Annotated in this window: 12 protein-coding genes; 1 reads left to right on the top strand and 11 read right to left on the bottom strand. The window is 72.2% G+C overall.

What is annotated here, in order from left to right; translation table 11 throughout:
- Positions 1-62 precede the first annotated feature (62 nt).
- The gene (locus ACLF3M_RS23260; protein ID WP_430659370.1) at positions 63-1,799 is read left to right on the top strand and encodes a ShlB/FhaC/HecB family hemolysin secretion/activation protein; all 1,737 of its coding nucleotides are present in this window, start codon (positions 63-65) and stop codon (positions 1,797-1,799) included.
- Between the two features lie 129 nt (positions 1,800-1,928).
- On the opposite strand, the gene ACLF3M_RS23265 is transcribed toward ACLF3M_RS23260, so the two are convergent.
- From ACLF3M_RS23265 to ACLF3M_RS23315, 11 genes are read right to left on the bottom strand one after another with little or no spacing between them, the layout of a single operon-like run.
- The gene (locus ACLF3M_RS23265) at positions 1,929-2,246 is read right to left on the bottom strand and encodes an ETC complex I subunit (RefSeq protein WP_430659371.1); all 318 of its coding nucleotides are present in this window, start codon (positions 2,244-2,246) and stop codon (positions 1,929-1,931) included.
- A 28-nt stretch (positions 2,247-2,274) separates the two neighbouring features.
- Positions 2,275-3,246 (bottom strand): KpsF/GutQ family sugar-phosphate isomerase, encoded by a 972-nt coding sequence (locus ACLF3M_RS23270; RefSeq protein WP_430659372.1) that lies wholly within the window; start codon positions 3,244-3,246, stop codon positions 2,275-2,277.
- Entirely contained in the window at positions 3,243-3,968 is a 726-nt protein-coding gene (locus tag ACLF3M_RS23275) for a 3-deoxy-manno-octulosonate cytidylyltransferase (protein ID WP_430659373.1), read from the bottom strand. The genes ACLF3M_RS23270 and ACLF3M_RS23275 overlap by 4 nt, the downstream gene beginning before the upstream one ends.
- Positions 3,969-3,972: 4 nt before the next feature.
- Positions 3,973-4,803, bottom strand: coding sequence for a 3-deoxy-8-phosphooctulonate synthase (kdsA, locus tag ACLF3M_RS23280; RefSeq protein ID WP_430659374.1), 831 nt, complete (start codon positions 4,801-4,803; stop codon positions 3,973-3,975).
- A gap of 40 nt (positions 4,804-4,843) precedes the next feature.
- Complete coding sequence (locus ACLF3M_RS23285) at positions 4,844-5,920, bottom strand: glycosyltransferase family 4 protein (RefSeq protein WP_430659375.1); 1,077 nt, start codon at positions 5,918-5,920, stop codon at positions 4,844-4,846.
- On the bottom strand, positions 5,917-6,981 hold the full coding sequence (locus tag ACLF3M_RS23290; protein WP_430659376.1) for a hypothetical protein: 1,065 nt from the start codon (positions 6,979-6,981) through the stop codon (positions 5,917-5,919). The genes ACLF3M_RS23285 and ACLF3M_RS23290 overlap by 4 nt, the downstream gene beginning before the upstream one ends.
- On the bottom strand, positions 6,978-7,613 hold the full coding sequence (locus ACLF3M_RS23295; protein WP_430659377.1) for a hypothetical protein: 636 nt from the start codon (positions 7,611-7,613) through the stop codon (positions 6,978-6,980). Before ACLF3M_RS23295 ends, ACLF3M_RS23290 begins: the two co-directional genes overlap by 4 nt.
- A 19-nt stretch (positions 7,614-7,632) precedes the next feature.
- Positions 7,633-9,216: a hypothetical protein gene (locus ACLF3M_RS23300; protein ID WP_430659378.1), complete on the bottom strand. Its 1,584-nt coding sequence runs from the start codon at positions 9,214-9,216 to the stop codon at positions 7,633-7,635.
- A 3-nt stretch (positions 9,217-9,219) separates the two neighbouring features.
- A complete protein-coding gene (locus ACLF3M_RS23305; protein ID WP_430659379.1) occupies positions 9,220-10,770 on the bottom strand; it encodes a hypothetical protein in 1,551 nt (516 codons plus the stop codon).
- A 50-nt stretch (positions 10,771-10,820) separates the two neighbouring features.
- Positions 10,821-11,966, bottom strand: a complete 1,146-nt coding sequence (locus ACLF3M_RS23310; protein ID WP_430659380.1) for a hypothetical protein — start codon at positions 11,964-11,966, stop codon at positions 10,821-10,823.
- The gene (locus ACLF3M_RS23315) at positions 11,963-12,943 is read right to left on the bottom strand and encodes an NAD-dependent epimerase/dehydratase family protein (RefSeq protein WP_430659381.1); all 981 of its coding nucleotides are present in this window, start codon (positions 12,941-12,943) and stop codon (positions 11,963-11,965) included. Before ACLF3M_RS23315 ends, ACLF3M_RS23310 begins: the two co-directional genes overlap by 4 nt.
- Positions 12,944-13,211 lie beyond the last annotated feature (268 nt).

Consider the following 13,211-nt stretch of genomic DNA (forward strand, 5'->3'; position numbering starts at 1 on the left):
AGATCAGCCTGCGATACCGGCGCGTCCGCGCGCGGCCCGCAAGACGCGCGGCTCAGGGAGAGATGATGCGCCTGCCCGGTTGCGGCCGAGCCCGACCATCCCGCCGGATCCTCGCACTGCCGCTGCTGCTGTTGGCCTCGCCGGCGGCCGCGCAGGCCCCGCCCCCCCTGCCCGGCGCCATCGAGCGCGCGACGCCTGTCGAGCCACCGAGCCTCGGCCCGTCGCTGCTGCCGCCTGAGCCCCAGCGCAACAGCGGCCCCGGCGAGGCCCGCCGCGTCCCGATCGGCGGAGTCGCGATCCAGGGCAACACCGCCCTGCCGGAGGCCGCGCTGGCGCCGGCCGTCCGGCATCTCGCGGGCGGGCAGCCCAGCCTGGCCGAGATCGAGGATGCCAGGCTTGCCGTGCTCCGGACCTATCGGGAGGCCGGCTTCCCCTTCCTGGCGGTGCAAGCCGGCCTCGGCCCGCGACCCGACGGGCGCTTCGACCTGCGGTTCGAGGTCACGGAAGGCCGCATCGCGGAGGTCGTGCTGGAAGGCGATATCGGCCCCGCCGCGCGCCAAGCCAGGCGCTTCCTGGATCCGCTAGTAGGCGCGCGCGCGATCTCGAACGCGGAGCTGGAACGCGCGCTGCTGCTCGTCTCCGACATCCCCGGCGTGACGGCCCAGGGCGTGCTGCGCCCGATCCCGGATCAGCCCGGCGCGCTGCAGCTGGTGGTGCGGCTGGAACGCCGCGCGGTCAGCGGCTTCCTCAACCTCGACAACCGCGGCTACGCCCAGACCGGCGCCTGGCAGGGGCTGCTGGTCGGCCAGGCCAACAGCCTGACGCAGTTCGGCGAGCGCACCGAGGTCTCTGTCCTGCAGACCGACGGCAACGGGCAGAGCTTCCTGCAGGTCGCGGAGGAGGTCTTCATCGGCGGCTCGGGGCTGCGGCTGCGCGCCTGGTTCGGCACCGGCCGCGCCCTGCCCTTCTCGCCGCTCGCCGCGATCGGCTATCGCGGCGACACCACCGTCGGCGGCGCCGCGCTGATCTATCCGGTCCTGCGCAGCCGGCCGATGAACCTGACCGCCACCGGCCAGTTCGACGGCTTCGAGAGCAGCGTCGAGACGAACGGCGCGCGGCAGAGCCGCGATTTCGTGCGCGCGCTGCGCCTGACGCTGGACGGCGCGGCGCAGGATGCCTGGCTGGGCTCGGCGCCGGCGGCGGCCGCGACGACCTGGTATCTGCGCTACGCGCAGGGTCTGAACGCCTTCGGCGCGACGGGCACGGGCGCGGCACTGGCGTCGCGGCTCGACAGCGATTTCGGCTTCTCCAAGGTCGCGGGCGAGGTCGCGCGGCTGCAGCCGCTGTTCGCCGCGGGCGAATCCTGGCTGGTGTCGGCTCTCGGCGTCGTCGCGGGGCAGTGGTCGGACGACATCCTCCCGCCGGCCGAGAAATTCTATCTCGGCGGCCAGAGGCTGGGCCGGGGCTTCTATGCCGGCCAGGTGTCGGGCGACCGGGCGCTGGGCGTGACGCTGGAACTGCAGGCCTCCCGCAGCTTAGACGTGACGGTGCCGGCGGGCGGGTTCCGGCTGGGGACGCAGCTCTACCTGTTCCGCGACGGCGGCAGGGCCTGGGACAACGGGCCCTTCGGCCTGGACCGGAGCCTCGATTCTTGGGGCGGCGGCGTCCGGCTGCAGTTCGACGAACGGGTGCAGTTGGATGTCGAGGGCGTGCGGAGGATGACGCGCAATCCCGACGGGCCGGGTTTCGCGGAGCTCAACGCGAATGCGGTCTACGCGCGGGTGCTGGTGAGGTTCTGACACGAGGGGTGCTGCGCTCGCCCTCACCCGGGAGCTGTGCGGCCACCCTCCCCCGCTTCGCGGAAGAGGGAAATTGGTGCCGGCCGCTACCTCTCCCGCGAAGCGGGAAAGGGTCGGGGTGGGCGTTCTTCAATGCGTCCAGTTCTCCGCCCGGCCGAAGCGGAAATTGTCGGCATAGGCCTTGGGCTTGATCTCGGTATGCACGATCGGCGCGTGCTCCACCTCGTAGGGGATGCCCTTGCCCTCGGCATAGGCGACCGCTTCCTCGGCCGTCGGGAAGGCGAGCCGCACCTGGGCGCGCGTGTCGCCCGAGCCGAACCATCCCATCAGGGGATCGATCCGCTTCGGCTCCGCCGGCTCGTATTGCAGCACCCATTCATGCGTGCGGGCGCGGCCGGACTGCATGGCCGATTTGGGCGAGCGGTAGATGCGGGCCTTCTGGGTCATGCCGCGGAACCTACCACCGCCCCCTTCCCTACAGAACCCCCGAGCGCAGGAGGTCGTGCAGGTGCAGGATGCCGACCGGCCGGCCATCCGCGACGACAAAGAGGCTGGTGATCCGCTTCTCGTTCATGATGCCGAGCAGGTCGGCCGCAAGGTCTTCCGGCGCGGCGGTGCGCGGCGTCGCCGTCATCGCCTCCGTCACCGGACGGTCCATCGCGATCCCCCGCTGGAAGGCGCGGCGGAGGTCGCCATCGGTCAGCACGCCCGCCAGCCGCCCCTGCTCCACGACGCCGGCCACGCCGAAGCGGCGGGAGGTCATCTCGACGATCGCCTGGGCCAGGGTCGCCTCTGGCCCGACCAGCGGCAGTTCCTCCGCCCCGTGCATCAGGTCGCGCGCGCGCTTCAACCTGGCGCCGAGCTTGCCGCCAGGGTGGAAGTCCCGGAAATCCTGCGGCGAGAAGCCGCGCGCCTCCAGCAGGCACATCGCCAGCGCATCGCCGAGCGCCAGCTGCATGGTCGTGCTGGTGGTCGGCGCGAGGCCATTCGGGCAGGCCTCCTGCATGCGCGGCAGCGCGAGCAGGATGTCGGCCGCCGAACCCAGCGCGCTCTCGGGGCGCGAGGTGATCGCGATGAGCTTCACGTCGAAGCGGCGGGTATAGGCGATGATGTCGGCAAGCTCCGGCGCCTCGCCCGACCAGGACAGCGCGAGCACCGCGTCGTCCCGGCCGATCATGCCGAGGTCGCCATGGCTCGCCTCGGCGGGGTGGACGAAGTGGGACGGCGTGCCGGTCGAAGCGAGCGTCGCCGCGATCTTGCGGCCGACATGGCCGGACTTGCCCATGCCGGTGACGATCGCGCGCCCGGGCAGGGTCAGGAGATAGGCGACGGCTTCCAGCACGCGCGCGCCGAGGTCGCCCGCCAGCGCCTCGCGCAGCGCCTGCAGCCCCGCGGTCTCGAGCTCGATCGTGCGCAACAGCGTGTCGCGGCGCTGGGCCTCGCTCATGCCAGCATCTCGCGCGCACGTTCCAGATCCTCGAGCGTGTCGACGCCAAGCGGCACGGCATCCACCGCGACGGCCTCGATGCGCATGCCGGCCTCGATCGCGCGCAGCTGCTCCAGCTTCTCGCGCTTCTCGAGGCCCGACGGAGGCAGCGCGACGAAGCGCGCCAGCGCCGCGCGGCGCCAGGCATAGAGACCGATATGGTGCCAGAGCGGCCCCTCGCCCCACGGCGCGGTGGCGCGCGTGAAATACAGGCAGTGGAAGCGCCCGGGCGCGAGTTCGCTCCCCACCATTTTCACGACCTGCGACGCCGTCCGTTCCTCCTCGCGCCGGATCTCCGCGACGAGCGTCGCCACGTCTACGGAGGGATCCATCAGCGGGATCAGCGCGGCGCGGATCGTCGAGGGCAGGATGGTCGGCAGGTCGCCCTGCACGTTGACCACCGCATCGTGCAGCCCCGTGGGATCCAGCGCCGACACGGCCTCGTGGATGCGGTCGGAGCCCGAGGGATGGTCCGCGCGCGTCATCTGCACGCGGCCGCCGGCCTTGATGACGGCCTCCGCGATCTCGGTGCTGTCGGTCGCGACCACGACCTCGCCGATGTCGGCGTCCATCGCGCGGCGCCAGACATGCACGATCATGGGCTCGCCGTGGATGTCGGCCATCGGCTTGTTGGGCAGCCTGGTCGCCGACATCCGCGCTGGGATCATGACGATCGGGCGCATGGGATCAGAAGCCCTTCACCACGGCGTCGATCGCCTGCAGCCGCACGACCAGCGCCTCGAAATCCTTCAGCGGCACCATGTTCGGTCCGTCCGACGGCGCGTGGTCGGGATCGGGATGCGTCTCGATGAAGAGGCCCGCGACGCCGACCGCGACGGCGGCGCGCGCCAGCGTCTCCACGAATTCCCGCTGCCCGCCGGAGGACGTGCCCTGCCCGCCGGGCTGCTGCACGGAATGCGTGGCGTCGAACACCACGGGATGACCGGTGCGCGCCATGATCGGCAGGGCGCGCATGTCGCTGACGAGCGTGTTGTAGCCGAAGGACGCGCCGCGCTCGGTCAGGACGACGTTCGGGTTGCCGGCCCCGGTGATCTTGGACGCGACGTTGACCATGTCCCAGGGCGCCAGGAACTGGCCCTTCTTGACGTTGACGACGCGCCCGGTCGCCGCGGCGGCCAGCAGCAGGTCGGTCTGGCGGCAGAGGAAGGCCGGGATCTGCAGCACGTCCACCACCGGCGCGACCATCGCGCATTGCTCGTTCTCGTGCACGTCGGTCAAGGTCGGCAAGCCGAGGCTCTCCCGGATCTCGGCGAAGACCGGCAGCGAGGCCTTGAGCCCCATCCCCCGCGCCGCCTGGCCGGAGGTGCGGTTCGCTTTGTCGAAGCTCGTCTTGTAGATCAACCCGATGCCGCGCCTGGCCGCGATCTCCTTCAGCGCGGCGGCGGTCTCCAGCGCATGGGCGCGGGATTCCATCTGGCAGGGGCCGGCGATCAGCGCGATGGGCAGGTGGTTGGCCAGATTGACAGGGCCGACCTGCACGACATGGGGGGCGGTCATGCCGCGCTGCCTTGCACGCCGCGGCCCGCCAAGGCAAGGGTCAGCCGCGCAGCCACTCCAGCACGGGTGCGGCCATCCGCTCGGGCCCGAAGGACGCGGCCTGGACAATTGCCCTCGGCGCAAGCTCGGCCAGCCGCCGGGGATCGGCGATCTCCTCCAGCGCCGCGGCGAATTCCGCGACCGAGAACGGGTCGAAGAACACGCCGGCCTGCCCGATCACCTCCGGGAAGCTCGAGGTCATCGCCGCCAGCACGGGCTTGCCGAGGCTCATCGCCTCCACCGCTGGGATGCCGAAGCCCTCGTAGACCGACGGGAGGACCAGGAATTCCGCGTGCTTCAGCAGGCGGTACTTCACGAATTCCGAGACATAGCCCGTGAAGGTCACGCGTTCCTGCGCCGCCGGCGAGAGCCTGGCGAGCAATTGCTCCGCGCCATGCCCGCGCCGTCCGATTACCACGAAGCGCAGCCCCGACCGCTCCAACGCCGGTTCCTTGAGCGCCCGAAGCAGCAGGCCGAGATTCTTGCGGGCCTCCACCGTGCCGATCACCACGGCATAGCGGCCGATGGCGACCTGCGGCAGGTTGCGCTCCATCAGCTCGAAGCCGTCGGGCCAGTCGGCATACTGCATCAGCAGCCGCGTCTTCGGCTCGACCCAGGGCCAGGTCTGCACGACCGCGGATCGCGTCGCCTCGGAACAGCAGAACACCGTCTCGTCCGTCAGCAGCGTCTCGCGCAGGGGGTCGAGGTGATGCGCGACATTGGCCGGCGAATGCGTCTCCGGCATCACCAGCGTCGAGAGGTCGTGGATGGTGCTGGCTTCCCGCCGCGCGATGCCGCCGATCGGCTTGACCGAGGGATAGAGCAGCGGCCTGCCGGGATCGATCGGGGTCGCCTCCGTCGGCGGGCGTTCCTGCAGCAGGCGGAGGAAATTGCCGTTGCCGAGCCGCATCGCGCGCTCCACGGCGTCCGCCGGCACGCGCGACAGGCGCACCGCATGATCCAGCTCGACCCCCGCGGCGCCCAGCGCCCGCACCAGGCGGCGGGTGAAGACGGGGATGCCCGTCCACTGCGCCTCCAGCAGCGGCGTGACGTCGATCGTCAGGCGGGGCGGGCTCATGCGACGCCTCCGTCGGCCAGCTCGGGCAGGCGCGGATCGGGGGGGCGGGCGCCGATGCGACGCCCGGACCAGGCGGCCAGCAACTGCCGGGCGGGACCCAGGCGACCGTCGCCGGTCACCTCGACCTCAGCGGCCCGTTCGAACAGGGCGGGCGCGAAGCGCCAGAAGGGGAAGGCCGCGTGCAGGGTGACGCGCCCGCCGGCCAGCATTTCCGGCAGCGGGTCACCCTCGGCCAGCATGATACTCCGGGTGAGCGCGCGCGGCAGGGCGAGTTCCGTCGCGATCAGCGCGGCGAGCAGCGCGGCGATACGCTCGCGCGGGTCGGCGTCCGGCCGGTCGAGACGCGGCAGGCCGATCAGCAGCGGCGCCTGCGCGCCGACGGCGCTGCGCTGGATCATGCGCGCCAGCGTCCAGACGAAGGCGCCATCGGCCAGCGCCCGCGTGGACAGCGGGACGAAGTGGAGGGGCCCGGGCGGCAGCGGCACCGGCGCGGCGTCGGCGAGAAGCGCGGCAACGCGGTCGGCGGCGCGGAAGGGAATGCCGAAGGCCAGCAGCGGCCCGGGATCGGCCGGCGCCGGCGCGCCGCGCAGCAGCGTCGTCGGCGGGCGCATCACGCCCTTGCCGAGCCGCACCGAGAGCGCGCCGTTCACCTGGCTCGCCAGGTTCGCGAAGAGCTCGGGCGCGAGGGCCAGCAGCCGCCGCCGCGCCTCGTCCGCGCGGAGGACGCCGCGGGCATGGAAGAAGACGTGGTTGCGCAGCCCCGGGATGGTGCGCAGGGTCTGGCCGTCGCTCAGCGCCAAGTGGTCCGCGGCGCCGTCGAGCCGCGCCTCGAGCCAGGCGCGGGCCGCGCCGTGGGTGAAGATCTCGGGCCTGGCGACGAAGCGCAGCGTGGTGCCGGCGGCGTCGCAGGCCTGCTCCACCAGGCCGAGCGCGCAACGGAGTTCCGGCGGCAGCGCCGCCGTGGCCAGGACCTCGCGCCCGAAGATCGAGCCGGGCAGGTCGATCCCGTCCAGCGCGGCGCCGGGGATGGAGACGAGCAGGGCCGATCCGAACATGCTCATCCCGCGAAGACGAAGCCCGGATCGGCCGGCGAGGCCAGCAGCCGCGGCGCGGAGCGGAACTCCTCCGACCCCGCGAGCAGCATCAGCAGGCCGAGCGGTGTGAGCGCGCCGGCGCGCAGCAGCCGCTCATGGAGGGTGGCCGAGGCGGCGTCGGGCGCGCGGGCGAGGACATAGGCATGCGCGGCGTGGACGAACTCGGCCGGGCCGTGCCGCTCGATGTGGTGGGCGAGGAGCGCGGCGCAGCCCGCGAGATGCTCGATGGAGCGCACCACGGTCGGGTCCTGCGCGATCACCGCCTCGACGGAGGCGCAGCCCTCGAAGGGCGGCCTGTCGCGCCAGGCGGGATCCGAGGAGGCGTGCAGTTCCGCCCCCGTCGTCGCCTCGTGCAGGAAGAGGGTCCGGCCGCGCAGTGCCTCCGCCGGGCGGGACAGGTGCAGGCGGAAGGCGCACCAGCCCAGGCGGTAACCGATCCGCGCGAGATCGGCGCGGTAGAGGTTGGCGAGGCCCCGTCCGACTTCCTCCCCGTAGGAGTCGCGCAGCACGATCTCCAGCACGCGGCCGAGGTCGGCGGGGTCGAAGGCCCAGCCCTCGGCGAAGTCGCCGGCGGTCAGCGCATCGAGGTGGCCCCGCATCAGGCGTTCCGCCGCATCGTCAGCCCGCCTCCAGCACGCGCCCGAGCAGCAGCGCCAGCATCGCCTCCGGCGGGACGTCGTCCCGCGGGGCCATCACGCATAGCGTCCCGGCCTGCTCGACGCGCCGGAAGGCCTCGAAGACCGCAGCATAGGCCGGCCGGCTTTCCGACAGATTTCGCAGCATGACAAGCGGCGGCTCCGCCGTGCCGCGGTGGCAGGCGTGCATCAGCGCCACGGAGAAGCAGCAGCCCAGGCGGAAGCGGCCATCCACCAGCACGGCATCGGGGAAGCTGCCCCGCCGCGCCCATTCCTGCCACATGGCCGCGATGTAGCGCGGCCAGGACTTGGCCGGCTCCGCCGAGGCCGGCGCGCCCCAGCCGCCGACCGGCCCGATATCGGCGTGCAGCACGCTCGCCCGTCCCTCGGCGGCCGCGGCCGCGACCTCAGGCGCCGCGCGGACGGCCTTGGCCCAGGCCGGGTCGGATTCGATCGCCACCAGCGTCTCGACACCGAGACGCAGCGCGAGCGGCGTCGAGCCGCCCGTGCCCCATTCCGCATAGCGCCGCCGTCCCGCCAGCGTCCGCTCGAACAGCGCGAGTTCCTCGGGCAGCATCACGGAGGCGCCGAGCCGCACCGGCGTCGGCGCGTCGGGCGCGGGCGCCGGCGCGGCGGCCGCGCCCGCTGCCTCGGCCTCCATCTCGATCTTGCGGAGCCTGCCGCGCCGCTCCTCCTCGCACATCGCAGCGATGCCGGCGGCGTCCGGGAAGGCGAAGTCCGGCGGCGCGACATCCGTCAGCAGCACGGTGCGGGCGTAGCCGCCGCGTTCGAAGCTGCGGGGGTTCGAGTGCAGGCCGAACTCGCCGACGTAGCGCGCATGCACCAGCGTGGTGTTCAGCCCGATGCGGCCGAGCGCGCAGGTCACCGCCTTCTTCACGTCGTCCTGCGAGGTGACGCCGACCAGGATCCCGCGCCCGCGGTAGCGCTGCTGGATCTCGGCATGCGGCCGGGCGCGGTAGTCCCGCCCGACGACCAGGTCGTAATACTCCTTCATCAGCGGCTGCATCCGCTCCCAATGCTCGCGGAACAGGCCGAAGCCCCAGAGATGGCCGATGCGCCGCAGCTTCGCGGCATCCCGCCGCTGCTCGGCCTCGCTGGCCTGGAGATGGCCGTAGCACGCGAAGTAGCCGACGCCGCCGGCGGGCTCCGCCGCCTCGCGCAGCCGGTCGAGCGTGGCGAGGTAGCGCGGCGCGAGCACCAGGTCGTCCTCGAAGAAGTAGCCGCAGGACGCGCCGAGCGTGCGGAAGAGATGCGTCTCGGCGCGCAGGAAGTTCTCCGCGACCCCGAGATTGTCGGGCGCAGCCATGACCTCGCCCGCCGGGAAGATCTCGCGGAAGACCGCGATGCAGGCCGCGGTGGCGGAGGCCTCGGCGCAGATGCGGCCGCTATAGGCGTTGCGCCAGCCGTCCTGGAACAGGAAGACGCGCCGCCCCCCGATCTGCGCCCCCTGCTGCGCCGCCAGCGAGGCGAGCACCTCGCGCAGGTAGTCCGGCCGGTTGAACGACATCACCGCGATCGGCGGCAGCGCGGCGGCGGCGACGTCCATCGCTTAGCCCAGCTCCAGCAGCCGGCCGAGCATCGCCGCCATCAGCGCTTCCGGCGCGGTGTCGGCACGCGGCGACATGACGCAGAGCGAACCGACGCGCGCCTCCAGCGCGAAGAAGTCGAAGACGAGGTCGTAGTTCGGCCGCCGCGGCGAGACGTCGTGCAGCATCACGAGCGGCGCCTCCTCCTCCGCCCGGCCGCGCATCCGGTGCAGCATGGCGACTGACAGGCAGCATGCGACGCGGAAGCGCCCGTCCACCATGACCAGGTCGGGGTGGCTCCCACGCCGGTGCCATTCGTTCCACATGGACGCGATGTAGCTCATCCAGGCACGCGAGGGCTGGCGGTCCACCGGCGCCCCCCAGCCCGCGACGGGGCCGATATCGGCATGCAGGATGCTGGCCCGGCCGTTGGCGACGGAGGGCGCGACCTCCGGGTGCTGGCGCACCGCCTCGGCCCAGCCCGAATCGGATTCGATGCCGACCAGCGCCTCGAAGGGCTGACGGATGGCGAGCAGGGTGGAGCCGCCGGTGCCGAACTCCGCATAGCGCCGGCGGCCCGAGGCGAGAACGCTCTCGAACAGGCCCCGCTCCTCCGCCGTCATGCGCGGCGCGGGGGGCACCAGCGAGTGCGCCGTGCCGTCCGCCCCTGGCGGCTGCCCGCCGGCCCGGCGCGCCGCGATCGCGGCTTCCTCCTGGCGGATCGCCTCGCAGACCGCGGCGTCAGGGACGGCCAGGTCGAGCCGGTCGAGATCGAGCCACTGCGTCCGGCCGTAGCCCTGCTGCTCGAAGCGCTCCGGCGTCATGCGCTCGCCCCGCGCGCCGATGTATCGCGCATTGGCGGCGACGGTGTTCACCGCGACCCGCCCGAGCGCGAAGGTCACGGCGCGCTTGACGTCGTCCTGCGCGGAGCTCGCCACCGCGATCCCGCGCGCGAAATAACGGCGCAGGATCTCCGCATGCGGCCTGGCGCGGTAATCGCAGCCGCAGGTCAGCTCGTGATAGTCGGCCATCAGGGGCTGCATCGCCTCCCAGTGATGGCGGAACAGGCCGAAGCCCCAGAAGGCGCCGAGCCTCTGCAGCACCCGCTGCCGCTTGCGCTGCGCCGCGAGCGGGGCGCGCAGATGGCCGTAGCACGCGAAGTAGCCGACCTCGGTCGATTCCGCGCAGGCAGCGCGCAGCGCGTCCAGCGTGGCGAGGTAGCGCGGATGCAGGACCAGGTCGTCCTCGAAGAAATAGGCGCAATCCGCGCCCATCCCGCGGAAGACATGCTCCTCGGCGCGGCGGTAGTTCAGCGCCTCGCCCAGGTTCGCCGGCGCGGTCAGCACATGGCCGCGCGGGAAGCTCTCCCGGAAGACGCGCAGGCAGGCCTCCACCTCCTCGGGCTCGGCGCAGCGCCGGCCGGTATGGGGATTGTGCCAGTGATCCTGGAACAGGAAGACCTCCCGGCGCTCCATCCCGGCGTCGCGCTGCGCGGCCAGGGATTCCAGCACCTCCCGCAGGTAGTCCGGGCGGTTCAGCGACAGGATGGCGACGGGCGGAAGGGGCGAGGGCATGGCGCTGGTTCAGCCGCGGGCGGCCATCGGGGCGCGACGGGGCACGCGGCTCATGCGAGGTAGCCGCCCTTTCCCTGCGCCTCCCGATGGCGGAGGAGCTGCCGGCGCGCCTGCCGCACGGTGCGCTTGCCCACCATCTTCTCGAAGACGCCCTCGTCCGGCAGGCGGTCCATCAGCAGCCGCCAGAGCCACGCCACCTCCTCCCGCGTCGCGGGCCGGTCGGGGTTGAACATCGTCCGCCGCATCTCCGCGAGTTCCTGTTCGTAGCGCTCGCGCCGGTGGGCGGCGCAGGCGGCGCGCTTGGCCTCCGCGATCGCGGCGAGGGCCTCGGCGGTGACCGGCGGAGGCCGGTCGGGCATGCGGGTCTCGGCGCGCATCGCCTGGTAGCCCAGCTTCTCGAAGGTGGCGGGGCGGAAGGACTGTCCGACTTCGCCGATGTAGCGGGCATAGCAGACATCGGTGTTGACGCGCGCGAAGCCGAGCTCGGCGCAGGCCATGGTCTTCGCCACATCCTGCGACGAGCTCATCGAGGAGACCTCGCGGTCGCCATACAGTTCGACAATGCGCAGATGCGGCCGCGCCTGATAGTCCACCTCGGCATAGACCTGGTGGAAGGGCCGGAGCCAGGGCTGCATCGCTAGCCAGCAGGCGCGCTTGAGGCCGAAGCCCCAGTGATGCTCGAGCGGGACGAGGCGGGGCGCCGCGCGATCGCTGCCGCGGCGGTGATCGCCATAGGCCGCGAAGTAGCCGAGCTTGGGGTGACCGCGGAACCGCATGCGGAGCTGCTCCATCACCGCGAGGTAGACGGGGCCGAGCTCCAGGTCGTCCTCGAAGAAATAGGCGCCTGGTGCACGCAGCGCCTGGAAGGCGAGGCGCTCGGCGCGCAGCATGTTCATCGCGATGCCGAGGTTGTCGGTGGCGGCATGCACCTGGCCCGCCGGGAAGGCGGCGCGGAAGACGGCGATGCAGGCCTCGATGTCGCGGGGATCCGCGTATTGCACGCCGGACCTCGGCGACTGCGCGCCATCCTGCAGGAGGTGGATGTTCGCCTCGTTCAGCCGCACGCGCTGCTGCGCGCGCAGCGAGTCGCAGAGCCGGCGCAGATACTCCGGCCGGTTGAAGGACACGATGATGATCGGCCAGGGCAGCGTCGGCGGTCCCGCCGGCGCGGCCTTTTCGCCGGCGTCGAGCATCATCCGAAATGCCCCCGCCACCACGCCACGAAGCGAGTGAGGCCCGTGCGCAGGTCGGTCGTCGGCTCCCACCCGAAGTCGCGCTTCATCGCGGAGACGTCGGCATAGGTCGCGGGCACGTCGCCGGCCTGCATGGGCAGCAGTTCCCGCCGCGCCGTTACGCCGAGCAGCTCCTCGAGCATCGCGACGAAATCCAGCAGCTCCTCCGGCCGGCTGTTGCCGAGGTTGTAGATCCGGTGCTGGCCGGGCGCGGCCGGATTGTCCAGCACCGCCAGGATGCCGGCGACGATATCGTCGACATAGGTGAAGTCGCGCTTCATGCGGCCCTGGTTGAACAGGCGGATCGGACGCCCTTCCAGCATGGCCTGGGTGAACAGCCAGTAAGCCATGTCAGGCCGGCCCCAGGGCCCGTAGACCGTGAAGAAGCGCAGCCCCGTCAGCGCCATGTCGTAGAGCGAGGCATAGGCCGTGCCCATCAGCTCGCCGGCGGCCTTGGTCGCGGCGTAGAGCGAGGCCGGCCGGTCGGTCCGGTCAATCTCCCGGAACGGCCCCTCCGTGCGCGATCCGTAGACCGAGCTGGTTGAGGCATGGACGAGGTGCGCGATCCGCCCCTCGGACCGCCGCACGGCTTCCAGGATGGCGAGCTCGCCCGTGACGTTGGCGGCGGTGTAGGCGAAGGGCTTTTCCAGCGACCAGCGCACCCCGGCCTGGGCACCGAGATGCACGACGCGGTCAATCGCCGGCTCCGACGCGGCCAGCGCCAGCACGGCCTCGTGGTCCGCGAGGTCGAGCGTGTGGAAGGCGAAGGCGCCCGGCGCCGCATCGCCGGTCATGGCGGCCAGCCGCGCCTGCTTCAGCGCAGGGTCGTAATAGGGGTTGAGGTTGTCGAGGCCGATGACGCGTTCCCCGCGCGCCAGCAGCGCCCGGCAGAGATGCGCGCCGATGAAGCCGGCCGCCCCGGTGACCAGCACCGCGCCCATGCGTCAGGGCAGCCTGGCGGAGACGGGCCGGAAGCGGGCGTCAGGGCGCATCACGAGGTTCCATCGGCGGCCGGCAGAGCGGCAGGGCCTTACATAACCGCGGCACCGCCCTGCCGCCATCCCGCCCGTCTCGCGCCGGGCGGGCAATTTTGTAGGCTCTGGTCGCGCGGGGGTGGCGCCGGGGCAGGTGCGTCGCTAGGATGCGGCGCCCACGCGAACGATATTCTTCATTGTTTATCAAGAGGTTGGATCAGATCCTTGCGTCCCG

Origin of the sequence: Falsiroseomonas sp. HW251 (assembly GCF_050563545.1) — a bacterium.
Taxonomy (GTDB): Bacteria; Pseudomonadota; Alphaproteobacteria; order Acetobacterales; family Acetobacteraceae; genus Falsiroseomonas.

Excerpts from the sequence above, each read along its gene's own strand:
- ACLF3M_RS23260 (WP_430659370.1), top strand. The coding sequence starts at position 63 with ATGATGCGCCTGCCCGGTTGCGGCCGAGCCCGACCATCCCGCCGGATC.
- ACLF3M_RS23265 (WP_430659371.1), bottom strand. The coding sequence starts at position 2,246 with ATGACCCAGAAGGCCCGCATCTACCGCTCGCCCAAATCGGCCATGCAG.
- ACLF3M_RS23270 (WP_430659372.1), bottom strand. The coding sequence starts at position 3,246 with ATGAGCGAGGCCCAGCGCCGCGACACGCTGTTGCGCACGATCGAGCTC.
- ACLF3M_RS23275 (WP_430659373.1), bottom strand. The coding sequence starts at position 3,968 with ATGCGCCCGATCGTCATGATCCCAGCGCGGATGTCGGCGACCAGGCTG.
- kdsA (WP_430659374.1), bottom strand. The coding sequence starts at position 4,803 with ATGACCGCCCCCCATGTCGTGCAGGTCGGCCCTGTCAATCTGGCCAAC.
- ACLF3M_RS23285 (WP_430659375.1), bottom strand. The coding sequence starts at position 5,920 with ATGAGCCCGCCCCGCCTGACGATCGACGTCACGCCGCTGCTGGAGGCG.
- ACLF3M_RS23290 (WP_430659376.1), bottom strand. The coding sequence starts at position 6,981 with ATGAGCATGTTCGGATCGGCCCTGCTCGTCTCCATCCCCGGCGCCGCG.
- ACLF3M_RS23295 (WP_430659377.1), bottom strand. The coding sequence starts at position 7,613 with ATGCGGGGCCACCTCGATGCGCTGACCGCCGGCGACTTCGCCGAGGGC.
- ACLF3M_RS23300 (WP_430659378.1), bottom strand. The coding sequence starts at position 9,216 with ATGGACGTCGCCGCCGCCGCGCTGCCGCCGATCGCGGTGATGTCGTTC.
- ACLF3M_RS23305 (WP_430659379.1), bottom strand. The coding sequence starts at position 10,770 with ATGCCCTCGCCCCTTCCGCCCGTCGCCATCCTGTCGCTGAACCGCCCG.
- ACLF3M_RS23310 (WP_430659380.1), bottom strand. The coding sequence starts at position 11,966 with ATGATGCTCGACGCCGGCGAAAAGGCCGCGCCGGCGGGACCGCCGACG.
- ACLF3M_RS23315 (WP_430659381.1), bottom strand. The coding sequence starts at position 12,943 with ATGGGCGCGGTGCTGGTCACCGGGGCGGCCGGCTTCATCGGCGCGCAT.